Source organism: Niveispirillum sp. (assembly GCF_017996735.1).
GTDB lineage: Bacteria > Pseudomonadota > Alphaproteobacteria > Azospirillales > Azospirillaceae > Niveispirillum.
Window position 1 is genome coordinate 1 of record NZ_JAGOGJ010000109.1, and the last position, 21,837, is coordinate 21,837.

Sequence of the window (21,837 nt, forward strand, 5' to 3'; positions counted from 1 at the left end):
GGGCCGCCCCATGGCGCGCGGTTTCCGCCGCCCCGCCAGTTCCGCGAACCCTTCCGCCCCGCCCGTGCCCGCGAAACGGTTGACCTGATATGACCGCTCCAGCAGCAATGACAGGTCCCGCAACTCGACCCGCACCTCATCCCCGCCGGGCACAAACCGGTCCGCCGTCCCGCTCCAGACCAGGCCGAAATCCGCCCAGTGCGGCTTGTCCTTGGCGCTGTACCAGATATCGATCTGCCGGCCGTCCCAATCATATTGGCCCCAGCCATCCAGCGCGCCATCGAGGTTTTCCACCACGGTGGCGCCACCACCGATCTCCGACCGCCCGCCCACATCGCCGGCGGCGAACAGCGCCCGGCGCAGGGAGAGCGCAACCCGCAGACGCCGGTCCCAATAGGTATTGGACGGGCTGTCGGCGGGTTCCGTGATGAAGCCGACATCAGACAGATATAGCGGCACCACCGCCCCCGCCGCCGCGCTGTAGGGCTGGGCACGAAACAACCATGCCATGGCTCAGCCCCCCATCGCCGCGGCACGGCGACCGACAATCGGGCGGAGCCGATTATCGACCATGCGCGCATTGCTGTCTGCGATGTCGTCCAGCGTTTCGCCCTGCCCGCGCAGCAGACGGTTTTGCTCGGCCAGCAGTTTGTTCTGTTCGGCCATCAGCGCATTCTGCCGCTTGATTTCGTCCGCGATCCGTGGATCGGCGGCGGCATTGTGGTTCGCAGCGGGCATCGGCGCCGGCATCATAACGGATCGCGGACGGTTAAGCGCCGCCCGGCTTTCCGCTGCCGTCGCCACGGCTGCCCCCTGCGGCAGGAAGGCCAGCTCGGGGCCCTGCTCACCCACCATGGCCCAGCCACCAGGATGGTAATCAGTACCGCCGGCATAGGCATAGCCACCGCCCAGCTTCTTCGCTGTCTCCGCCGTGTTATATTTGGTCTTGTCCAGCAGGCCGGACATGACCACCCATACATCCGACAGCCACCGATGCAGGTTGGACAGGCGCTGGCTGCCGTCCGAAATCAGGATACCAACCGTCCCCAATTGCCTGACGATGGCGTCCCCGATCGTAATGCGGTCGCGATTGCCACCATAGGCAAGATCACTGATCGCCTGCAACGTCCCGCCATTCCCCCCTGACAGCCCGGATGTGGCGCGCGTCGTCGCCTCCTGACGCGACAGCATGCCATCCCCATTGGCGTCCAGTTCTTTGAACCAGGCGGCGGCCACAGCATCGGTGGCCAGCGGTGCAATTGCTGCCTTGAATTCTGACAGGCTGATGATCCCGTCCAGATTATTATCCAGCGTGCTGAAATAGGGCGCCAACGCGCTGGCGATCTGCGCGGCACTGGCCCCGGCCGGCAAGCGGGAAACAGCCTCAGCCAAACTGGCAATGTTTTTATTCGCGATCTCCTGCCGCGACAGCATGCCATCGCCATTGGCATCCAGCTCCTTGAACCAGGCCGCCGCCACGGCATCGGTAGCCAACGGGGCAATCGCCGCCTTGAATTCAGACAGGCTGATCATCCCATCGAGATTGTTGTCCAGCGTGCCGAAATAGGGCGACAGCGCGTCGGCGATCTGTGCGGCACTGGCCCCTGCGGGCAGGCGGGACACGGCGACCGCCATATCCGCCCCGCTCTTTATGGTCGCGTCGCGGATCTGGCCCAGCAGGTCGATCTGCTGCTGGTCAAAGCTGCGGACGGCGGGCAGCGCATCCAATTGCGCCAGGACTTTCTTGATGGCCGTATCGGTATCGGTGCCCGATGCGCCATTGGCCAGCAGGGCATCGACATAACGCTGCGCATAACCGGTGATGGCACCCAGCGCCGTATTATCGTTGGCCGACGCGAGATTCAGTTGGGCATTGTACTGATTACGGGCATTGGTCAATTGTTCGGCGGGCGACAGATAATTCTCGATCCCGCCGGCGCGCGCCTGATCGACCCACCCCCGGATATTGCCCCCGATGCCACGGATCCGGTCCAGAGCTGCCGCCGCTTCTTCGGCCTGCCGCGCCGCCTCTGCCGCCGCATCGGCCTGCGCCCGGTTGGCGCTGGCCAGATCATCGGCGGCATGAATGGCCCGCAGCATGGCGGCGACATTGTCATTGCCGGCACTGGCCAATTCCCGCGCCCGCTCGATCTGTGTGGCCTGACTTTCCAACGCTGTGCGCGCTACCTCAGACAACAACGGATCAGCGGCCCGCGCCCGCAACAGCCGGATCTGCAACTGATCGGCCGTCGCCTGTGTCTGCGCATTCAGATCCTCAACAGCGTCGACCATCTCCCCGGCCAGCGCGCGTGTCAGCAGGCCAAGCTGTTCAGCCGAATATCCCGCCGCCTGTCCCGCCGCGAACTCCGCCTGCTGGCGCCGGTACAGCGCCTGGATGGCCGCATCAGGGTCGTTGCGCTGCTGTACCGTCAGCAGCCGCTCTTGCAGCCCCGCCGTCACGCTGGCCGCCCGCGTCGTCGCCTCAAGCGCCGACGCCTGATCTTCCAGCGCCTTGATCTGGTCATAGATGGCGCGGTTATTCTCGGCCAGCGCCGACCGTTCCCGATCGCGCAACGCCACGACATCACCCTGGGCGCGCAACAACTGCTCCTCAAGACCCTGCCGCTCGCGCGTCGTGTCGGCAGCGATCTGGGCTGCCTGCACCTGATCGAACAGGGCCCGGTTGTTGATATCCAGGGCGTCGCGCTGCCGGGTCAGCAGGGCGGCACTGTCCCCCTGCAACTCCATCAACCGCACCTCCAGACCCGCCCGCTCGCTGGCAATATCGGCGGCACTACGGGCAGCGCTGGCCGTTTCCTCGATACCACTGGACAGATTGGCCAGCGCTACATTGGCCGCCGCCGCCACCGCCGGGATATCGCCAAAAAGCCGGATTGCCTCCTGCAACTGGTCCGCGCGCAGGTCGCTGGTCAGAACCCCGGACAGGCCAGCGCCGAAATTGCGCTGTGCCCCGGCATCGGTCAGTCCGACCGCCAGCGCATCGCGGATATCCTTGTCGCGCTGGCTGATCAGGTCGCGGATATCATTCAGATAGCCATTGCCGATCAGGCTGTCATAGGCACGATCCTGCTGGCCGGACACATCGGCCCGCAGGCCCGCCATGCGGGTTTCCTCTGCCTGGGTCACAGCGGCCGCCGCTTCGGTGGCGCTGTATCCCACCAGCTCAAGAACCGGCCCCAGCTCGGCAAAGGCGGCGCGCAGGGCGGCGACCTGCACCTCCACCTCCGTCATCTGCGGCACGGTCTGGCCGATGCCCGCAAACCGCTCCACCTGGGCGCGCAGCGCATCGGCCGTGGTGGCCGTGTCAAAACCCAGCCGGGTCGCGGTGGCGCTGAAATCCTCCACCTCACCGCGCAGGTCCTTCACTTGCTGCCGGGCCGCCTCAACCGCATCGGCCCCGCCCTCCAACGTGCCGGACATCTTCCGGATGGCCAGATCATAGGACAGGATGAAATTGACATCCGATTCCGCCAGCGACAGTTCGCTGAAATCCACCGATTGCAACCGCGCCTTCAGCGTGTCCGGAATGCCGGTCAGGGTGTCGGTGATGGCCGACAGCACCTGTGACAGGGTGCCCTCGACATCCCCCACCGCCGTCACACCGCTGCGCACGATCTGGCCGTTCGGGTCGGTGACGCGCCAGCGATTGCCATCCCGCGACCCCACCTCGATCGCCACGATACTGGACAGCTTGCCGCCGATGCTTTCCAGAAGGTTGGTATATTGCATGACGCTGCCGGCCAGCGCATCGCGGGCCGACATGTTGCCGGCATCCTGTTTCGACGCGGACGTGTCGAAATTCTGCACCCGGTCGTCACGCGTATAGATCTGGGCACCGGCCGTGGCGTCGGATTTGCCCGGACCGAACAGCCCACCGACGACATTGCCGATGAATGACCAGACCTTGCTGCCACCCGGCAGGAAGTTGCCGACCGCCCCACCGATGGCACCGCCGATTTTGGCGTTGGTGTTCTGGGCACCATCCCGGCCCAGCAGGTTCCCGACCAGATCGCCAAGCGCACTGCCCACCAGACTATCGCCGATGATCTTCCCGATGCCGGGTGCTGCATCCTCCAGCGTCTGGCGGAAATCCTTGTAGAAATCCTTCAGGGGCTGGTCGAGTGCGCTGGCGATTCCGGAACGAATGATCGAGCTGGCATCAACAGAGCCATCCACCAGCGCCTGTTGCACGAACTGGCTGAACTGCTGCGCTTCTCCGGCATAGATATTGTCATTGGCGGTATCGCCCGCACTCTTGATGGCCCCCGCGCGGCGACCATACAGCTCGTTGATGCGGGTCAGGTCCTCGATCTCACCCCGGCGGATGGCCGCTGCCACCGCGCCTTGCCGCTCCACCTCATTGCTGGCCAGCGCGCGGGTGGTGTTCAGGTCATTGATGGCGCGCCGCGCCTCATAGGTGCCGTCGCGCTCCAGAATGGCGATGCGGTTGCGATCTTCCATGGCGGAGGTTTCCGCCTCCAGGCCAGCCATCCTTTGCTGGTGCGCGCGTTCTGCGTCACTGGCGGCCTGATCCATCGCAATCGCCCCCGCCGTCTCCAACTGCGCAATCCTGCCGAAAATTTCCTCTTTCTGCGGATCAGACAGGCCCTTGCGGCCCAGAAGGTCGTTCATCTTTTCAATCTGCGCCGCGAACGGCCGATAGGCCTTTTCAGCCTCGGTCACACCACCGGCCTGTTCAGCCAGGAACCGGTTCACATCCTCCAGCTCATCCTTATAAGCCCGCGTCGCCGCCGCGATCTCCTTCATGCCAAAGGCACCCTTGCGGGTGGCCTCCAGGTCGAAGCGCTGAGCAGCCAGGTCACCGGCTTCCGCCGTCACACGCGTGATTTCTGCCAGTTCCTGGGCCGAAACCACTCCGTCAGCCATCGCCTGCTTATGGGCCGCTTGATAAACTTTGGTTTCGGCCGTGTTGATGGCCTGCTGCCGCGCCAGATCACGCAGCGCCCCCTCACCCTGTCTGGCCGCTTCGATCCAGGCGCGCTCACCGGCCAACCCCGCCAGCGTCTCTGTGTAATCGTCCGCCGCTCGACCCGCATCGGTGGTGGCAGAGTAGTTTTTGACGAGGCCCTGTTTCACAAGTTCCAGGAAGCTTGCCGCTCGTGTGTTCTGATCAGTGAGATCAGAGACGGCGGTTGCTGTGTCCAGCAACTGCCGTCCAGCCTCTTCGCCTGCCTTTCCAAATTTAGAGATCAAGTCAGTGACGCCGACGAAATCGCCATTTTTGCGTAATTCCCGCACTTGCAGGCCCAATTGCACCACGGGATCCGTGGCCAAATTAGGCGTTTGCTGGATGTCAAAATCCGGACGCCCGAATTTGACGATGTTCGCTGCCGAAATCGGGACGTTACCAGCAGTCGTTTGGAATTCCTGCGCGGCGAGGGCCGACTGAATAAGATCATCAAAAGCAGTTTTCTGCTTCTCAAGCTTCTCAGTAGTTTCAACAATTGACGCAGAGAGCTTAAGACGTGTCAGTATTTTTTGCGATTCACTCGCTTCATTATATTTTTCAATCAGGTTTTTAAGGCTATTCGACTGATCATCAATTGTTCTGGTCAGCGGCCCCATGACTTTATCAAACGCAGAGGTTTCAACGGAGGCAGCGTTGGCACTCCCCGCCACGCCCGCCAACTGAAGTCCGACAGCACCGATGGCAAGCGCAGCGCCAGCAAGCGACCCGATCGTGCCAAAAGCGCCAAGCAGTTGAGGCGCTTGTTGCGCGAATGCCACCAGCGCCGATTGCCCAGATGCAACCTGAACGAAAAAGTCCTGCACCTGAAAGCCGGCCTGCTGGGCAATCACGCCGAATCGTCCGACCGAACCACGCGCAACATCGTTAGCCGCCGAGAAACTCGATAGCTCTTGTCTCTGTCGCTGATAATCGGCCGTTGCCGCTGCCTTTGCCCTTCCCGCCATCCTCTCATCAATGGCCTGCATTTCCAGGGCCGTGGAGATGTCTCGCAACTGCCGCTCGTAGCGCTGCTGCACCGCATAGATCGGATCATATTGCGCCCGCAGCCGTTCCCGCGTGGCGATCAGCTCCTGTTCCTTGGCTGCCGTCTCGGCCAGTTCGCGCTGCAACTGGTCCTGCCGGGCGAATTCTTCGGCGAAGACGCCGGCGCTGTCGCGGGCCGATGAACTGCCGGTCAGGCCCGGCGCATACTCGGCATTGTACCTGTCCTGTGTGGCCCGCGCCCGCACTTCTTCCTGCGCCAGATCGATGGACCGGCGAAGGGCCACCATTTCCGCCTCGGCCGCCGCCGTCCGCTTATTGGCAGCAATCGTCACCGGGTCATAGGCAGCGGCCACAAGGTTCAGCACCCGTGCCCGTTCCTGTTCGCTGACATTGGCGGCGTCTACAATGGCGACGGCGCTGTTCAGTTCTGCCTGATACCGCTGCTGCTGCGCCATGACGGGGTCAAGGCTGGACAGCAGCTGCTGATAGGCGCTGCTGGCACTGTCGGCCATGTTCTGGTTCGCGATCCCGGCGGCCGTGAACTGTTCCCGCATGCGGCCGGCCAGGATTGTCGCCTTTTCAATGGCGCTGTCCCGGATCACGGCCAGCCGCCGCTCTTTCTCCGTCGCCTCTTCTGCGGTCAGAAGACCTTGTTGCTGCGCGCCCCTCACTTCATTAACGGACTTGGCATAAACGGCGTGGGCCCGCGCCGTCTCTGCCGTCAGGCGCGTATTTTCATCGATCTTTTTGTTGATGGCAGCCAGCGTCGGATCGGTGCGGCGCAACTCCTCATTCGTGACCCGCGCCTTCTGGCCCAGCTTCTCACCCGCCGCCGCCGCCTGATCAGCGGCATCAGCCATATCGCGCAACGCCGCCGCATCTTTGGCTGCCCCCTGCGCAACATCGCTTTCATGCGACCCGGTCACCCGCAACTGCTGGACCCGCTGGATGGATGCCATGGTCGGACCTCAACGCTTCATGGTGATGACGATGGCCGGGGATTCGACCGGCTTGCCACGCCTCGGCCCGGTCTTTGCGACCCAGCGGCGCGCACCCAGGTCCACGGAATATTGACGGCGCGCATCAACCAGCGCGCCGAAACGCCGGTTGATTTCCTTGGCGCAATCATCGAACAGGCCCGGCGCAACCCGAAATCGGATCGGCTTCTTTCCAGCGATCTGCACATCCAGCTTGCGCGACCAGGGCAGCCAATTGCCGAAAATGACCCGCACCACCCCCGGCCCTACCATGACCGGGTTTACCTCTGCTATCGGCACGAACCGCCCGCGCGCCTGTTCAGCCCCGGTAAAAAACGCGGCATAGAACCCTTCAGCATAGTCCCCGCCGGCTTTCTGTGACCGTTGCCGCAAAAAGCTGATGGCGAACTGCACGATGGCCGCCCAATGCGCAAACCGGTACAGGATCACTCCGCCCGGCGCGACACTCTCCTCATCCACCCCCTGCCTGCCATCCACAAACCGCTGATAGGCGGGACTCCCTTCCCCGCTCTCGATCACCTCTCGCAGGCTGGCACGGGCAAAGGCCGCCAGCCGCGCGGACTGCGCCTGCGGGGCCAATTCCTGTTCGATGAACAGTTCGATTGTGCGGCGAAGGGCGATCTGTCGGGCCAACGCAACCTCCAATGAAAAGGCCGCCACGGCGATGCCGGGCGGCCTGTCGATTGATATCAACAACTCTGATACGCTTTATGCTTTCAACCCTACGACGGGCGAACCCATGTCAAACGAAGGCGTTGCCAGCTTCCTCTCCGCAACCGGATGGTTGACGGTCATTCTCAGCGCTATCACTGCCATTACCCTTCTGACAATGCCGGGCTTTTCCAAGTTTATGGCTTTCGCCTGCTTTTTTGCCGGCACTACATCCGGAATCGCCGTTGTTGGTTTTGGTCGTATCATCCTGCTGCTGTCTCAGATCCAGGCGTCCCTCCAGATCCGCAACAGCACCGTTATCAGCAACCATCAACCCGGCACGCTTCCCTCCGTAAACCTTTGGGAGAAATCCCAAACCGACGCAAACAAGCCCAGCCGGGACCCCTATACCCCACAACCAGAAAACCGCTGGTTCATCCATCGGGGCCGCCGCGTGGAGATAACACGCGAAGGCCCCGCACTGGTTGATGGACAGAAATTTGACGATGCAGAGGCCGCCAAAGCCTTTTTGGACGACAAATATCCAGACCGGACCTAAGCCGCGACTCTCTGCCCCATGAACAATTCCAACACATCCCAAGGCAACAGGATGGCACCGCAGGGCGGCCCACCAAAGCCCATCACGCCCGGACTGGGCTGGGCACCCGGCAGGGTCATCAAGGCGGCACGCCAGTCCACAGCCCAGGCCGTGTCCGTAAACACGTACTGAAGCCGGCAATTCTGGTTGGCGATGGCGACATGGTGCGCCCAGTTTTCCGGATTGACCAGAACCCCGGTCGCGGCCAGCCGCGACCGGGTGTAGGGATCACGCCGAGCCACCAGCACCATATCAGCCACGGTCAGATTGCTGCGGGCCACCTTGGTCCGCAACAGATGGGCCAGACATCCCGGCCCATCCATTTCGGCAATGTCCAGCGCCGGCGGGGACACCGCCCCATCCACCTGCGGCAGCGGCGATGCACGATAGATCGCCGCCGCCTTTTCCGGGCCGAACAGGTCATTGACCAGCTTGACCAGACCGATATGGCTGTTCCGTTCCCGCGACGACAGGATATCCCGTTTCACGGGCACAGGTGCGGGTGCCGGCATGGATACCGACACCGACGCCGTCGCCTGGGCCGTCACCGGCATCTCGTAACGGCCCGTGCGGCGGATGGTCGGCAGAACCTCCGCCGTCACCCACTTCTTGAACCGCTTCGCCGCATCCTTCCGGCTGGTCATCACCAGCGAGTAAAGTCCCGATTCGTTAATGATGGTGAACTTCTGGACCCTCGCCACCGCGATACCCTCGACATTGTCGAGGGCTAACTTTTCGTCGTCATCCAGCCGCTTGGCTGCATCAGACGGATTGCCGATCTCCAGCACCCGGCAGACATCGGCCAGAACGAACCATGGCGCTTCCCCGCGCATCATGACGCGGACATCGGCACCCTCAAACGCAAACGGAATGATGTTGCTCATAACACCAACACCTTTCCATCACGCAGGCGGTAAACCCGCTGACCATTACCGCCCGACAGGTCATGCCGGGCCAGGATCTGGACCGGCGGTCGATATCCCCGCGGCACACCACAATCATCGCCCGCCGGGCAGCAATCTTCATTGTCCTGTTCCGCGTCTTCATCAGACCCCGGACAGAAATCATTGGCCAGCAGCCGGGAAAGGCCGCTGGCCGTGCCGATATCATCATGCCCGTCACAGCAATCGACCTCGGGTTCAAGGTCGGGATCACCGTCGATGGCATCCAGATGCGCAATCAGCGCCTCTACCGCCACCTCAACATCCGACCGGGGCAACCCCAACAGCACCGCCACAATGGGCGGCACAGGTAATAATGTGCTATTCAGTCCGTCAGCCATCGCCGGACCTCCCTTTCAGGTTCGATGTGGTCAGGCCCGGTGGGAAACTGCAACTTTCCTGCCGGGCCGTTCATGGATTGCCATGAACGCTCCAATTAGCTACATTCCACTACGTTATCTGTCAATACAGATTGTAGCTGTCTGTAGCATGGTGAAGCCGTGAGCAAGTCCACCCCCCGCAACATCAGATTCGATGAAGATATCCTGGAGGCCATCCAGAAGCTGTCTGAAGCTGAGGACCGTTCCTTCCCCTGGATAGTCAACAGAGGCATGAGGGAGTGGCTAACCGAAAAGGGCTACTTGCCCCCACCGACCGCCCAGTGAATTGTTCTCGCTCCGCCCCGCTCGACTTAGGCGGGAGATAGATGGATGATACCGGCCTAATTAACTGATGAGGCCAACCATGCGCCTTGCCATCCTCGCCCTATCCCTCCTCCTGACTCCCGTATCCTCCGCAGCCCAACCAACCACCATCGCCGGCACCGCCAGCGTGATCGATGGTGACACGCTGGAAATCCACGGCCAGCGCATCCGCCTCTATGGCATAGACGCACCGGAAAGCCGGCAGGTCTGTGAAATGAAAGCCGACGGTACCAAGACGCTGTGCAGCAATTATGCTGCTACCCCTCCCCTTTCTCCGTCGCCTTCGCCGTCCACCAATCCCGATAGACCTTGTCCATCGCCTGGATTCCATGGTCCAGCAGGTCGGTCTTGATCTCCTCCATGCCGTGGCGTTATGACGCGGACATCGGCACCCTCAAACGCAAACGGAATGATGTTGCTCATAATCACACGCTCCGATGACGCAGACCCCAGTCCGCGATATTCCACAGCAGGATATTCGTCTCTTCCATAACGGCATCTATGGGTCGGCTATAACCATCCCACTCATGATGCCACCTACGCTGACAGATCCCGGCGTCAGACCGGCGTATTGCCGTCAGGGCCAGAACCGCAGCCCCCACCGGCCCCTGCGGGCTGGCGGATAACAGCATCGACAGCCATTTCTGGCTTTCCTCAAATCTTTCATCGGCTATCCGCTCTTCCTCTACGGCGGAAATGCCGACCGGAGATTCAAGATAGTTCATGGCGCGTGATAACGCCGTGTACCGATCATACGCCATCAACAGCCGATTATCCCCAGCCGCCACCGCCGGCAAGGTGGGCGCGGCCATCACGGCCACACCGCCCAGCAGATGCCGCCGAGCAATCCTTGTGCTATTCAGTCCGTCAGCCATCGCCGGACCTCCCTTTCAGGTTCGATGTGGTCAGGCCCGGCAGGGAAATGGAACTTCCTTGCCGGGCCGCTTGTGCGCCTCACACATTGTATGAGATAATCTTACACGTCAACTGATGTGTGAGAATGTGTGAGATGGTCAAGCAGACCGCACTATCTTTCAGGGTCTCAGCGGACCTCAAAGAAGCCCTTGAACGCGCAGCCAAGGATGATGACCGCAGCGTGTCATCCCTCGTTGAACGCATCCTGAAATCCTGGCTGACCGAAAAAGGTTATCTTCCCCCACCCGAGCAATCCTAACCCGCCTCCTTCCGGCTTGCCTTTTCCGCCCACCATTCTCGATAGACCGCGTCCATCGCGGCAATCACATGGTCCAGCAGTTCAGACTTCACCTCCCCCAGCCCGTAGCGTTCAGCCCATGCCATGACGGCGGTCCAGGGGATGTCGGCAGGCTGGGACGGGCCCATGCCGCCGGCAATCCACTGCCTCTCCGCACCCAGCCGCCGCCAGGCCCGCCAGATCCAGTTCCAGCCGGGATCCAGGTTGATCGTTACCGCCTCTGCCTGGGCCGCAAAGGCGGCGGCCTCCGGGTCCTCCTTTGCCACCTCGGACAGCCAGTCGGCGGTTGCCCTGCGCCCATCCAGGAACGCGCGCAGGGCCTCTGTCAGTTTTTTTCCGCACTCTCCCGGTCGGCCTCGGCGCGGCGACCGACGCTGGCCGTGGCCGCCTGTGCCAGGTGCCACAGCTCCAGATAATCCGGATCGCGCAGCACGTCGCAGAACTGCGTGAATGTCAGGTCCTTGCCGTCATCGCCCTGGACATTGCTCACATCCAGGAACAGATGCGTGCAATGCATATCGATATCGATATGGCGGGAAGCGGAAACGGGCATCTTGCTGCGGTCACCATTATAGATCTCCGCCGCCAGCCGCACCCGATCGGCCACCGCATCGCGATACGCGTCCGTGTAGCCCTTGGTCAGGATCTTTCCATCCTTTTCCGGGTCACTATCCAGGAACAGCCGGCGCCATTCCCCTTCCTTGATACGCGCGGTGTCCCGCCGGGCCTTGCCGATCTTGGCCATGCTCTCATTCCTTCTGGTCGTTGGTCGAAACATGATCGCGAAGCGGGCGGGGGCCGACCAAACCCCCGCCCCGGCTCGCGCGAACCGTCATCGCCGCCGTTGCCGGCAGCCTGGTACCCGTTGGTCGCGGGGTCTGGTCAGGCCTCGTAATATTCGAAGCGGTCCAAGGTCATCTGCGCACCGGTCAGGCTGTCGTAACTCGCCTGAAGGGTCAGGGGCAGCATGACATCCTGGTTCTTGCCGCTGGCATTGGGGCTGCCATCGGTGATGGTCAGGCGCGGCCAGGCGAAGACCATGGCCTGATTGCCCTTGATCACCCGGTAGCTGGCATTGGTCGCCGTCCCGGCCAGCATCTTGGCATACAGGGTCGTGCTGCCGAAATATGTCTCCAGGCTCACCGTCATGGCAGCTTCCCCGCTGCCAATATCCACGGACGCGACACTGTCGGCGGCCTCCTTGGTCCGCAGGTTGTTATTCACCGTGAAACTGGCCGATTTCACCCAGTTCGGGCTGGTGAGCGCGACCCCATTCTCGGCAATGCGCCCGACATTGGCGCCGGCCGCCATGATCGGATAGGCGGCGATGGAGGGCGCATCATCCGGCACACTATCCAGGCTGGTGGTCGACACCGACCCCGTCAGGCCCACATAATCGAAACTGCCGGTCACCTTCTGGCGCGATTGCACCTGCTGCTGCCACTGATTGACCTGCATGGTTTCATTGACTACATAGCCGGGCGTGCCCTGGCCCATAAACCCGCGCTCGAAGGTCAGGGCGATGGACGCGGTCCCGTTCTTGATCCTGTCGCCAAAAAACACACGGATTGTCTTGCCCGTGCCGGCATCCGTGGTCCATCCCGACGGCAGATTATCCAGGCTCAACAGATTTGCCGCCACGCCCGTGACGCGAACCAAAGTGTTGAGCGCTTCGGTGGCGTACCGGAAAGCAGCACCGGTGCCGCCAATCTTGATCCATTGTCCGGGCGACAGGCCCAGGGTGGTGAAGTTGAGCGTGGTGCTGGCCAGACCGCCCGCCGCCGCCGTGATATCGCCGGACGTGCCCTGGAACCCAACCACCTTCACCCGCGCCGCCGCCGGCGGGGCCGCCTCGGCGGTGAAGCTGGCACCGGAACTGACCAGGCTCGTGGCGCCACCCGTGGTCACCGGAAACAGGCTATTGTTACCGGCTGTGGCAAAGCCGCTGGTCCGGACCAGATGGCCGACCACATAGGATGCTCCCGTGGTGAAGGCGATGGTATTGGCCGTGGTGCCAATATCGGTAATCACGCTGTCCGCCGTGCCGTCATTGTCGCGGGTCGGCGTGTCCACCCAGTCGGCCTGGAACGCACTGGCGATATTTTCGGCCAGAATGCTGGACGGCACCGGGTAATGCAGCTCGTAATTGATGGGCCCATTACTGGTTTCACCGACCTTGATCGGGTCCGCATTCATGCGGTCAGGACGGATATCGCCGGGCGTCTCGAACACCGGCTTATAGGACAGGCCCTCCCCGGTCACCCGCATGGTGCGCATGCGAGGCGTATTCGGGGTGACCCCGAATGTGTTCTGCCGGACACCGGTCAGGCGCAGGCGATTGCTGTCAGTCATGATGGACGGCTCCTTTCAGCCGGCATGAAAAAAGCCGCCCGTGGGGGCGGCTGCTGATGGGGGAACGGAGTGATCAGGGGGCCGGTGCCGGACCGCCGCCCCTGCGCGGCCGGGATGGCAGTGCTCCATCCGTGGGGGCCTCATCCACCGGCTCCGGCTCTACAAAGGGCTCAATGTGCCCCAGTTCGATCCGGCGCTGGACGGGAACAGGCCCGTCCAGATCACGGCCCTCCACCTTATCGCCCGGTGAAAACCGGCGGCTTTGGGTGCTGAAACCCTGTTTCACGACATACATTGCAACCTCCTACGTCTGGCGTGTGAAATCGATGCGGGCGGATATCCGCCACCAGCACCCGTCTTCATCGGCCCCGCCGGGGCCGATCTCGCAATCCTGGAACTCGATGGCGCCGATTTCCTGGCCCCGGAACAGATCGATAAAGGCGACGGCATGACCGCGCATCAGGCGCTCGCCGGACCCAACCGGCGCCAGGACATGCGCCCAGATCGTGCCATCCTCATCCCAGCGCTGATCATCCGGCGCGCCGATGCTGGACTGGCCAAACAGCCGCCCATCGAACTCCAGGGCGATCCAGCACCCGTCAAATCCCGGTGTCCCTTCGGGCAGCAGGGTCACCGGCTCGTTGGGCCATTCCACGGGCGTGCGGGTCCATTCCGCCTCAACACGGGCGCGCACCGCATCATAGACGACAAGGCTTGTCATCGTGCCGCCCCCCCACGCACCTGCATCCAGTATCCGATATTGCCGCCCCGGTCGCCCGGATGCCGCACCGTCAGGATACTGCCGGACCCTGGAACATAGGCACCATCGATGATGGTGGGGCCGATGACGACACGGTCCCCGTCCCGGGGCGGCACGGGAAACCCGGCAGTCTCCAGCGTCTGATGCGCCACGATCACCTCGTAATCTCCCTGGGCGATGCCAGCGACCAGCTCGGCGGCGCCATATTGGCGGACCCGCGCCTTGACCGGCACATCGGTCCATGTCTGCGGCGACACGGCGGTCTGCCGACGCAGCACCACCATTTCCGCTGCCGAAAACCGATCGATGAACTGGGCCATGGCTCTCGCGTCCATCAGATGGCCACCGTGGCAAAGCGCGACAGGCGGTCGGCGATGTCTTTCGGCAGACCGCCATCCATCACCATGCCGCTGGCAATCTGGAATTCATCGCGGCCGACACCATCCACCTGCCGTGCCCGCAACAGCGGGTCGCGACCAGCACCGCTGTCCATCAGCCGCAGCAGATCCTTCCCCGCCGCCTTCAGATCGTCCGGAACCGTGGAAAACCCAGCACGATAGCGCACGGTCAGTTTCACCCCGCACGGCCAGCGGCAATATCTGTCACCGGAATCCAGCCGGGATAACAACCCGGCCGGCCCGTCCAGTTCCAGCAGGTCCGTGTCTGCCGACACCCCACCGACGGTCGCTGACTCCACCGCCGACACGAACCGGCGCGACAGGACCAGGGATGCGACAGGCCGGCCCAGCCGCCATACCTCCTCCACCACCTCCTCCCGCAGGGTGGTCGGCGCGTTTCCCGCCGGCGCCACCCCGCAGAAGGACGCAATCCGCCCCGCCACCTCCAGACCCAGGACGGTCAGGTCCGCGTCGCGGCTGTCATCATCCACCGCCAGACCCACTGCCGCCCGCAATTCCGCTACGGACAGCAGGCCCAGGTCCGGGGCCGGGGTGATCATGGTCAGGATGCCCATCGCCCTGGCCGCCCGTCAGCGCGTGATGATCAGGCTGCCATGCAGGCGCGGGCTGCTACCCGACCCACCGCCGGCCACAGCCAGGGCCACGACACTTCCCGCCGCCACGACATTGTTCGCACTGGGCGACGCACTGTCGAAATCCCCCGCCGCCGAACCCGCCGTGGCAATGGTGACAAGCCCATCGGTGACGGCAACCCCACCAATGCTGGCCGTCACGGTAATATTGGCGGTCCCGACAGCACCGTCGATGGCCGTAATGATGCCGGTCAACGTTCCCGCGAACGGCACCGGGATATAATAGGTGGCATCCGCCGACCCATCAGCGATGTCGAAGGGCAGCGCATAGGACAGCAGGGACGCGCCAGACGGCGCCTGCACGGCGCCGCCGGTTTCAATACGCAAGGTGCCGCCGGCAGCGACGACAAAAGTGTCGCCACCCTGTTCAAAATAGGTCTTAGGCTGATACATCATTCATCTCCGTTGGTTGCCGCCGTCGCCGGCGTAGCACAAGGCACGGAAGGGTATTTGGCGGATCAGGCGGCTGGACTGACCAGCGTGGTGGCCGCCTTGACCGTGCTGCCCTGAGTGACCGGCGTGGACCGGGCGCCATACTGGATGGCGATCACGCTGTCGAACGGGGCATTGGCCGTCACATGGAAAAGCTGCGCCTCCAGATATCGCTGGGTGGGTTTCTCCACATCCAGGATCAGCAGCTTGTTGTCGTAGTCACTGGCACCGGCTGTACCGCCGGCGGAACCCGGCAGCAACGTCATCTGCGCCGTGTCGCTGACATCACCCCCCGCCACCCGCAGGGCGACGGCAGAGGTGTCAAGAACGTCATTCAGGGCCGCGATGAACAGGACGGATTCATAACCCTGCATATCGATGATCGTGCCCTTGGTGGGCGTGGCCGACGCCGCACCCGCCCCACGGTTCATGACGCGGGTGGCCTTGGCGTTTTCCTTCAGGCTGGTGATGCCCATGATGTTCTCCGTGAAACGCAAAATGGCGACCCCGCAAGGGTCGCCATCATGATGGTTGGTTACCGGCGCCAGGATCAGGCGGCGGCGATGGTCAGGGTCTTGATGGCCTCGGGCAGCGTGACCTTGCCGCCGACGCGGCGGCGGAAGATGAAGCGAACCTTGCCCGTCGTCGCCTGGGTATAGGGGTCGCGCAGCATCTCCATGGCGATCCGGTCCACCAGCGTATAGCCGCGGTAGAAGTCACCGAATGCCACCGGCTTCTTGCCGGCCGCGATGTCCGGCATGTCGGGCGCCTCGACATAGGACGCGCCATTGATGGTGTTGGGCACGCCATTGGCGATCCCCGGCATCCACAGATACTGCCCGTTACCATCCTTCAGACGCCGGATGCCACCGATGGTCGGACGGTTCAGCATGAAAACGCCGCGCCGGGCATAGGCGGTCTTGACCCCGTACTGCAGGTTGATGATGCCATCAGCCGTGATCAAATTGGCATTGCCCGAAACAACCGTCCCGATGGCACCATTGATCAGGATGCCTTCCAGCTCATCGCTGGCGGAACCAGAAACGAATTCCTGCCCTTCCTTGACCGAGAATTGTTCTTCGGCCTCGGTGCGGATTTCAGCCTCCATGTCAAAGGCATTGTCCTCCAGCATCTGCTGCGTGATGTCGATCAGGGCATACATTTCCGGACATGCCACCTCCTCGACGCCATAGGCCAGCCCATCCGTTTCCGACCTGCTGCCCTGTTCGGAGACACGACGCGCCGCGAACTGGCCCGTGCGCTTGGGCAACTGGATCGATTTGCTGGCGGTCGTGCGGGTACGCACCGCGCTGCGGAACGGCACTGCCTCGGTCACGCCCTTGATGATCTCGCGAACATATTCCACCGGGGCCAGATTGCCGCCGGCACTGTCCGGACTGATCGCCAGCGCCTTGTATTGCGCCGCCGTGTCAGACAGGGCCTTCTGCTCATCCGCCGACAGATTGACGATACCGATCGTATGGGCGTTCACGACGGCACGGGCCCAGTCATTGACCCTGGATTTCAGTTCCAGCGGGTCGAACTTGCGGCCGTCACCCAGGCGCGACAGCTTCACCTCCACGGCATCCGCCTTGTCCAGCGCCTTCTTAGATTCAAGCGCAGCCGTGGTGATCTTCTGGTTCAGCCCCTCATAGCCGGCCAGGGACTTTTCCACCCTGTCCAGCTTTTCACCGATCAGGACGTCGGCGGCACCCTTCTTCTCGATCTCGGCCAGACGCTTGTCATTGGTGGCCTTGAACTCCTCGAAAGCGGTCATGACGCCTTCAATTGCCTTGGTTTCGTCGCTCATGATGTCAACCTTTCGTCAGGGATCGGATATGGTCGGCCAGGCGCTCCAGCGCCTCGGCCGTTTCTGCCGACTTCCCGTCATCCCGAAGGGTGTCATCAGCCTCATGGACACCTGCGTCCCGCAGGTGTTTCTTGATGACGCCAACCGCCCTCACGGCGGCGGCGTTGGAGAGATTGAAGGGGGCGGACTTCAATTCCGCCTCGATGGTCCGCCAGAGGCGCGGATCGATATCCGGCGCCTGGAGGTCCAGTCCCTTCACGAAATTCTGGCGCGCCAGTTCGTTCATCGGGTTGTCGACCAATGACACCTCTTTCAGGTGCAGCGCTTTCAGGTACCGGCGGGGTTCACCAACCCGTCCGCTCCCCATTTTGGCGCCCCCTGGATAGGCCCGGTACCCGATGGACATGCCCTTGATGGCCCCTTCGCGCAGCCGCGCGTGCATCATCCGCCCGGGATCTGTATCCAGGCCGATCAAACGGCCCTGCACATGCAGACCAAAGCTGTCCTCGGACATCTTTTCCCAGACGCCGATGGTTCCGCCGCCCCGATCATGATTGTAATACATGGACGGCATCCCACCCTTAACCGCCCACTCGGTCAGGGACTTACCGAAGGCACCAACCTCGATCAGATCGCCGCCTTCATCGACATTGCCGAAAACGGCGCCATAGCCCTCGAAATACCCCGCGGGTCTCTCATCGCTGAATTTCAGCTCGGTCAGATCGACCCTGAAGCAACCGTAATTCATGGTCTTGCTCCATCCATGAAACTCGTCTGGGGATGCCACGGCCTGGACATGCGAGGGTCGCCGACGGGGTTCCAGCCATCGTCCACCCGCACCTCCTCCGGCGACAGCCAGCCGGGCTGTGACCCATTGCCAAGGGCGGCCTTGTAATATTCCGTCCGATCACTCAGCGACCCCCGGATCAGTTCACTTGTGTCCATCCGGAACTTCATGCCCGCCCGCCGCTGCTCACGGGTCAGGAACTGCTCATTGCACGCTGCCAGCAGTCTGCCGATCCAGGGCTGCAAGGTGTAGCGCACATGCGCCTCGAAAAAGGCATCAGCACTGGCAAAGGTGGGCGACTGATCACCCGCATGGCCCAGCATGATGGCAAAGACACCCAGAAGCCGGGCAATCTCCTCGATCTGGAACTTGCGGGTGTCCAGCGTCTCGCTATCCTTGCTGTTCATTGCAAGTTGCTGGAATTTCAGCCCGGCAGACGCCAGAATAGCCTTTCCTTTATTGTCGGCACCTGAATAAATCTGCTGGATCAGCTCACGGATAGCTTTCACCGACGGATCATCCGGCTTGTGATTACCTTCCAATGTGAACAGGGCCGATCCTTTGACCCCGTTCTTGTGTGATGCCGCCTGCGCCCTGGCAATTACCTGGGCCAGCCCCAGCGCCTCTCGACCCAGCAGCACCGGGTCCAGCCCCTGCACAGCGTTCCATGACGGCCCGCGCAGATGGAACACCTCATCACGGCCGCACACGATCTGACGACCATTCTCCAGGGTCAGGGTGTAACGCATGTCCAGGTCAGAGCGGGTCTCGATCTGGGTGCATTCGGGCTTGACCGGGATCAGTTCCCGCAACTCTCCATTCACGACGTTCCGCCACGACACGGCATTACCCGTCGCGACAGCATGCATGACGGTTGTATGCACCCACTCCGCCCCGTTCATGGACCCATTGGGCTTGCAGGACAGCAGGTCATACAGGTCCTCATCTTCCGCTGCCTCCACCCCATTCCCGGTCTTCCGGTACAGCTCCAGCGGCAATTGCGCCAGACCATCGGCGATCACCATCATCCCGCGATAGAACGCCGTGACCTGCACCGCGCTGTGCGTGGACACGATCTCCCCCGACAGCGTCTCCCCACCGCCGAAAAATGCATCCATCCAGGATTGCGCGAACGACACATCCTTGGCTTCCCCGCCCCCGAACAGGGCCTTGATGCGGTTCAGCATGCGATGGCCCAGACTTGTTCGGGTTGAGGCGCTGGGTCTTTCACCATGGCCCGCCCCAGAGCCATGGTGGAGGCAACGATACCGTCGATGCGTTTCTTGCTTTTCTTGCGGTTTGGCTTCACCGGCTTCACGTTCTCCGCCGGGTCAGCCATATAGGTGGTGCATCCGGCCATCCAGCGCAGGACCGGGTTGCCGCCATGGTTCCATTTTCGCGCCATGATCAGCCGTTCCAGTTCCTTCGATGGCTCCGACATGCTCTTGAAGCCCTGGCCGAACGAGAAGCAATTGACCTTGTCGTTCTTCAACTGCGTCAGCAACTGGACCGCGTTCCATTCGTCGATCGCCAGCTCTTCCAACTGCACGTCGCGCAATATGTTGGCGCCGCCCGAAAGCCGTTCGACCATCTCGGCCAGGGCCTCCTTCTCCGGTCGCCAGCCGCTGATGGTGCCGCGAATGACGTCGTAATCGATGACGTTGCCCTCTGTCGCGACGATCCAGCCCTGGTCCATCCACTTATCGTAATCGACCTTGTCCTCGCGGGAGCGCTCGCGGATCCGGTGTTCCGGCATCCAGAACCGGCACCAGACATCATAGCCGTCATTATCATCCGCGCTGACCAGCACCAGAGCCGAAAGATCGTACTTGCTGGCCAGATCCAACCCACCCCAGCAGGGACGACCCTTCAAGGTCTCCAGCGTCACGGATCGAACAGGCATTGCGTCCCATTCATCCATGGGCAGGCCGCCAGCCACCTGGTCATTCCAGATATTCAGGTGGTACCGCTTGAAATCCCCCTGCTTGCGGGTATTGCCGCGCGCCTTTGCGACCTCTGACGCCAGATAATCTGGCTTGACGCTGACGCCATAGTTCGGGTTCGCCTTGGCCCATGTTTCCGGACTGGTCCAGTCATCCTCCGCATCGGCGGCATAGATGACGGCATGGAAGGTCGGGTCGATGACATTGCCCTTCTGCACCTCCTCCGCATACTCGTGCAGTTCCCAACCGTAACCGACATTTGGCTGACCCGCCGTGGTGATCAGGATCTCCAGGGGCTGCCGGCGGGCTGCAGTACCCTTATGCACGACATCATGCAACTCGCCGTCGGGCCATTCGTGCAACTCGTCAGCGACAGCAAAGCTGGGACTGAAACCATGCTTGGATCCCGGACTGCTGGACAGGGGCTTGAAGCTGGCGGCCAGTTCACCGCAGTAAAGTGACGTCTTGTAGACCTCGACCAGATCGGACAGGACCGGGTTCAGTGTCGCCATGACGCCGGCCTTGTTGAAGACGATCTTAGCCTGATCCTTGTCCTTGGCCATCGAGTATCCCTGGCCGCCCAGTTCACCGTCAGCGACCAGGGCCAGCAGCGACACGCCGGCGGCCAGTTCCGTTTTACCGTTTTTACGCGGAATCTCGATATAGGCCTGCCGGATTAGGCGTGTGCCGTCGGCGCGCTTCCAGCCGAAGATAGGCCGGATGATGTCATGTTCTTGCCAGGGCGCCAGCCGGAAAGGCTTGCCGTACCATTCCGCCTCTGTGTGACAGAGGTAAGTGTGGAAGAAATCCACCGCCGCATCGGCCGCGTCATGGTCGAACCATGCGCCCATGGCTTCCCCGCCCAACGGCATCGGCGGGGTCTTGCGGGGGGAGGCGACAGTGTCAATGGACATTGCGCGGCTTGGACAGCATGCCGATGGGTGACGCCGGCGGGGGGGGCGGAACATCGTGGGCCTGCTGTCCATCCAGCAGGTCACCGGACGGCGCTGCGCTGGGCAGCAAGGCACCAGCGCCGATTAAGGCTAGACGTTGCAGGATCTGCTGACGGGCAGCCGGCGACAGGCCAAACCGGTCCTCCAGCGCCACCAGCTGCTTTTCAACCCGCTCACGATCGCGGACATCCGGGTTGGTTCTCCAGATGCCTTCGGGATTGTGGTCGCTCTTGGCCAGATACTTCCGTCCATCCTTGCGGATGGACTTGGTCAGCGACCACCAGTCGTACAGATGCTCGCAGTAACGGGCAAAGGCCTGCACGTCGGTGGCACGCAGGAACTTCAGGCGCTGGAGTTCCGGCGCCATGTCGCGCCAGATATTGCGCGCACCCGTACCCATCGCCGCCGGCGGCTTGATCGCCCCCACCGCGCCCAGGTCAGGCGCGTCTGCCACCCGGCGTTTACCCGGATTGCCCTTGGCGATCTTCACCGCCGCCGGCTCCGGCCTACGTCCCCGTGCCATCGCTAACCCCTTGCCGAAGAAAAAAGAATTCTGATTTCCGCGCACACAAAAATTGACTTACCCATACGGTCCGGCCCCTAAAGGTCCCAGACATTTCACCCCCCTACCCCCCGCCCGGTCGGGTGG

At 62.5% G+C, this 21,837-nt stretch carries 22 protein-coding genes; 2 read left to right on the forward strand and 20 right to left on the reverse strand.

The features are described from left to right. The 3 genes from KBA48_RS24805 to KBA48_RS24815 all read right to left on the reverse strand — a co-directional run. The coding region (locus KBA48_RS24805; RefSeq protein ID WP_292911392.1) for a hypothetical protein at positions 1-510 on the reverse strand (510 nt) is incomplete at its 3' end. Positions 511-513: 3 nt separating this feature from the next. Then, entirely contained in the window at positions 514-6,954 is a 6,441-nt protein-coding gene (locus KBA48_RS24810) for a hypothetical protein (protein WP_292911393.1), read from the reverse strand. 9 nt (positions 6,955-6,963) lie between these two features. Beyond that, entirely contained in the window at positions 6,964-7,626 is a 663-nt protein-coding gene (locus KBA48_RS24815; RefSeq protein WP_292911394.1) for a hypothetical protein, read from the reverse strand. A 31-nt stretch (positions 7,627-7,657) separates the two neighbouring features. Between KBA48_RS24815 and KBA48_RS24820 the strand changes: the two genes are divergently transcribed. Next, on the forward strand, positions 7,658-8,203 hold the full coding sequence (locus KBA48_RS24820; protein ID WP_292911395.1) for a hypothetical protein: 546 nt from the start codon (positions 7,658-7,660) through the stop codon (positions 8,201-8,203). On the opposite strand, the gene KBA48_RS24825 is transcribed toward KBA48_RS24820, so the two are convergent. The 3 genes from KBA48_RS24825 to KBA48_RS24835 form a co-directional block, all read right to left on the reverse strand. Continuing rightward, on the reverse strand, positions 8,200-9,126 hold the full coding sequence (locus KBA48_RS24825; RefSeq protein WP_292911396.1) for a BRO family protein: 927 nt from the start codon (positions 9,124-9,126) through the stop codon (positions 8,200-8,202). The genes KBA48_RS24820 and KBA48_RS24825 overlap by 4 nt on opposite strands. Beyond that, on the reverse strand, positions 9,123-9,524 hold the full coding sequence (locus KBA48_RS24830) for a hypothetical protein (RefSeq protein ID WP_292911397.1): 402 nt from the start codon (positions 9,522-9,524) through the stop codon (positions 9,123-9,125). Before KBA48_RS24830 ends, KBA48_RS24825 begins: the two co-directional genes overlap by 4 nt. 788 nt (positions 9,525-10,312) lie before the next feature. Further along, complete coding sequence (locus KBA48_RS24835; RefSeq protein ID WP_292911398.1) at positions 10,313-10,762, reverse strand: hypothetical protein; 450 nt, start codon at positions 10,760-10,762, stop codon at positions 10,313-10,315. A gap of 134 nt (positions 10,763-10,896) precedes the next feature. On the opposite strand from KBA48_RS24835, the gene KBA48_RS24840 reads away from it, so the two are divergent. Next, complete coding sequence (locus tag KBA48_RS24840; RefSeq protein ID WP_292911399.1) at positions 10,897-11,061, forward strand: ribbon-helix-helix protein, CopG family; 165 nt, start codon at positions 10,897-10,899, stop codon at positions 11,059-11,061. Here the strand turns inward: KBA48_RS24840 and KBA48_RS24845 are convergent. The 14 genes from KBA48_RS24845 to KBA48_RS24910 form a co-directional block, all read right to left on the reverse strand. Then, a complete protein-coding gene (locus tag KBA48_RS24845; protein ID WP_292911400.1) occupies positions 11,058-11,366 on the reverse strand; it encodes a hypothetical protein in 309 nt (102 codons plus the stop codon). The two genes, KBA48_RS24840 and KBA48_RS24845, sit on opposite strands and share 4 nt — an antisense overlap. 59 nt (positions 11,367-11,425) lie before the next feature. Continuing rightward, entirely contained in the window at positions 11,426-11,845 is a 420-nt protein-coding gene (locus KBA48_RS24850; protein WP_292911401.1) for a hypothetical protein, read from the reverse strand. A 137-nt stretch (positions 11,846-11,982) separates the two neighbouring features. Continuing rightward, positions 11,983-13,452, reverse strand: a complete 1,470-nt coding sequence (locus KBA48_RS24855; protein WP_292911402.1) for a phage tail tube protein — start codon at positions 13,450-13,452, stop codon at positions 11,983-11,985. A 73-nt stretch (positions 13,453-13,525) separates the two neighbouring features. Continuing rightward, positions 13,526-13,747: a hypothetical protein gene (locus tag KBA48_RS24860; RefSeq protein ID WP_292911403.1), complete on the reverse strand. Its 222-nt coding sequence runs from the start codon at positions 13,745-13,747 to the stop codon at positions 13,526-13,528. Between the two features lie 9 nt (positions 13,748-13,756). Further along, positions 13,757-14,173: a hypothetical protein gene (locus KBA48_RS24865; protein ID WP_292911404.1), complete on the reverse strand. Its 417-nt coding sequence runs from the start codon at positions 14,171-14,173 to the stop codon at positions 13,757-13,759. Then, positions 14,170-14,547, reverse strand: a complete 378-nt coding sequence (locus tag KBA48_RS24870; protein WP_292911405.1) for a hypothetical protein — start codon at positions 14,545-14,547, stop codon at positions 14,170-14,172. Before KBA48_RS24870 ends, KBA48_RS24865 begins: the two co-directional genes overlap by 4 nt. Continuing rightward, positions 14,547-15,185 (reverse strand): hypothetical protein, encoded by a 639-nt coding sequence (locus KBA48_RS24875; RefSeq protein WP_292911406.1) that lies wholly within the window; start codon positions 15,183-15,185, stop codon positions 14,547-14,549. The genes KBA48_RS24870 and KBA48_RS24875 overlap by 1 nt, the downstream gene beginning before the upstream one ends. 15 nt (positions 15,186-15,200) lie before the next feature. After that, positions 15,201-15,659 (reverse strand): hypothetical protein, encoded by a 459-nt coding sequence (locus tag KBA48_RS24880; RefSeq protein ID WP_292911407.1) that lies wholly within the window; start codon positions 15,657-15,659, stop codon positions 15,201-15,203. Positions 15,660-15,721: 62 nt separating this feature from the next. Further along, a complete protein-coding gene (locus KBA48_RS24885) occupies positions 15,722-16,171 on the reverse strand; it encodes a hypothetical protein (protein WP_292911408.1) in 450 nt (149 codons plus the stop codon). Between the two features lie 74 nt (positions 16,172-16,245). Continuing rightward, on the reverse strand, positions 16,246-17,505 hold the full coding sequence (locus tag KBA48_RS24890; protein ID WP_292911409.1) for a phage major capsid protein: 1,260 nt from the start codon (positions 17,503-17,505) through the stop codon (positions 16,246-16,248). 4 nt (positions 17,506-17,509) lie between these two features. Beyond that, complete coding sequence (locus tag KBA48_RS24895; RefSeq protein WP_292911410.1) at positions 17,510-18,253, reverse strand: HK97 family phage prohead protease; 744 nt, start codon at positions 18,251-18,253, stop codon at positions 17,510-17,512. After that, on the reverse strand, positions 18,250-19,479 hold the full coding sequence (locus KBA48_RS24900; protein WP_292911411.1) for a phage portal protein: 1,230 nt from the start codon (positions 19,477-19,479) through the stop codon (positions 18,250-18,252). Before KBA48_RS24900 ends, KBA48_RS24895 begins: the two co-directional genes overlap by 4 nt. Continuing rightward, on the reverse strand, positions 19,473-21,149 hold the full coding sequence (locus tag KBA48_RS24905) for a terminase TerL endonuclease subunit (RefSeq protein WP_292911412.1): 1,677 nt from the start codon (positions 21,147-21,149) through the stop codon (positions 19,473-19,475). The genes KBA48_RS24900 and KBA48_RS24905 overlap by 7 nt, the downstream gene beginning before the upstream one ends. Next, entirely contained in the window at positions 21,139-21,711 is a 573-nt protein-coding gene (locus KBA48_RS24910; RefSeq protein ID WP_292911413.1) for a phage terminase small subunit P27 family, read from the reverse strand. Before KBA48_RS24910 ends, KBA48_RS24905 begins: the two co-directional genes overlap by 11 nt. Positions 21,712-21,837 lie beyond the last annotated feature (126 nt).

Excerpts from the sequence above, each read along its gene's own strand:
- KBA48_RS24830 (WP_292911397.1), bottom strand. The coding sequence starts at position 9,524 with ATGGCTGACGGACTGAATAGCACATTATTACCTGTGCCGCCCATTGTG.
- KBA48_RS24905 (WP_292911412.1), bottom strand. The coding sequence starts at position 21,149 with ATGTCCATTGACACTGTCGCCTCCCCCCGCAAGACCCCGCCGATGCCG.
- KBA48_RS24885 (WP_292911408.1), bottom strand. The coding sequence starts at position 16,171 with ATGGGCATCACCAGCCTGAAGGAAAACGCCAAGGCCACCCGCGTCATG.
- KBA48_RS24855 (WP_292911402.1), bottom strand. The coding sequence starts at position 13,452 with ATGACTGACAGCAATCGCCTGCGCCTGACCGGTGTCCGGCAGAACACA.
- KBA48_RS24875 (WP_292911406.1), bottom strand. The coding sequence starts at position 15,185 with ATGGGCATCCTGACCATGATCACCCCGGCCCCGGACCTGGGCCTGCTG.
- KBA48_RS24825 (WP_292911396.1), bottom strand. The coding sequence starts at position 9,126 with ATGAGCAACATCATTCCGTTTGCGTTTGAGGGTGCCGATGTCCGCGTC.
- KBA48_RS24835 (WP_292911398.1), bottom strand. The coding sequence starts at position 10,762 with ATGGCTGACGGACTGAATAGCACAAGGATTGCTCGGCGGCATCTGCTG.
- KBA48_RS24910 (WP_292911413.1), bottom strand. The coding sequence starts at position 21,711 with ATGGCACGGGGACGTAGGCCGGAGCCGGCGGCGGTGAAGATCGCCAAG.
- KBA48_RS24865 (WP_292911404.1), bottom strand. The coding sequence starts at position 14,173 with ATGACAAGCCTTGTCGTCTATGATGCGGTGCGCGCCCGTGTTGAGGCG.
- KBA48_RS24860 (WP_292911403.1), bottom strand. The coding sequence starts at position 13,747 with ATGTATGTCGTGAAACAGGGTTTCAGCACCCAAAGCCGCCGGTTTTCA.
- KBA48_RS24850 (WP_292911401.1), bottom strand. The coding sequence starts at position 11,845 with ATGGCCAAGATCGGCAAGGCCCGGCGGGACACCGCGCGTATCAAGGAA.
- KBA48_RS24880 (WP_292911407.1), bottom strand. The coding sequence starts at position 15,659 with ATGATGTATCAGCCTAAGACCTATTTTGAACAGGGTGGCGACACTTTT.
- KBA48_RS24840 (WP_292911399.1), top strand. The coding sequence starts at position 10,897 with ATGGTCAAGCAGACCGCACTATCTTTCAGGGTCTCAGCGGACCTCAAA.
- KBA48_RS24900 (WP_292911411.1), bottom strand. The coding sequence starts at position 19,479 with ATGCTGAACCGCATCAAGGCCCTGTTCGGGGGCGGGGAAGCCAAGGAT.
- KBA48_RS24820 (WP_292911395.1), top strand. The coding sequence starts at position 7,658 with ATGCCGGGCGGCCTGTCGATTGATATCAACAACTCTGATACGCTTTAT.
- KBA48_RS24890 (WP_292911409.1), bottom strand. The coding sequence starts at position 17,505 with ATGAGCGACGAAACCAAGGCAATTGAAGGCGTCATGACCGCTTTCGAG.
- KBA48_RS24870 (WP_292911405.1), bottom strand. The coding sequence starts at position 14,547 with ATGGACGCGAGAGCCATGGCCCAGTTCATCGATCGGTTTTCGGCAGCG.
- KBA48_RS24810 (WP_292911393.1), bottom strand. The coding sequence starts at position 6,954 with ATGGCATCCATCCAGCGGGTCCAGCAGTTGCGGGTGACCGGGTCGCAT.
- KBA48_RS24895 (WP_292911410.1), bottom strand. The coding sequence starts at position 18,253 with ATGAATTACGGTTGCTTCAGGGTCGATCTGACCGAGCTGAAATTCAGC.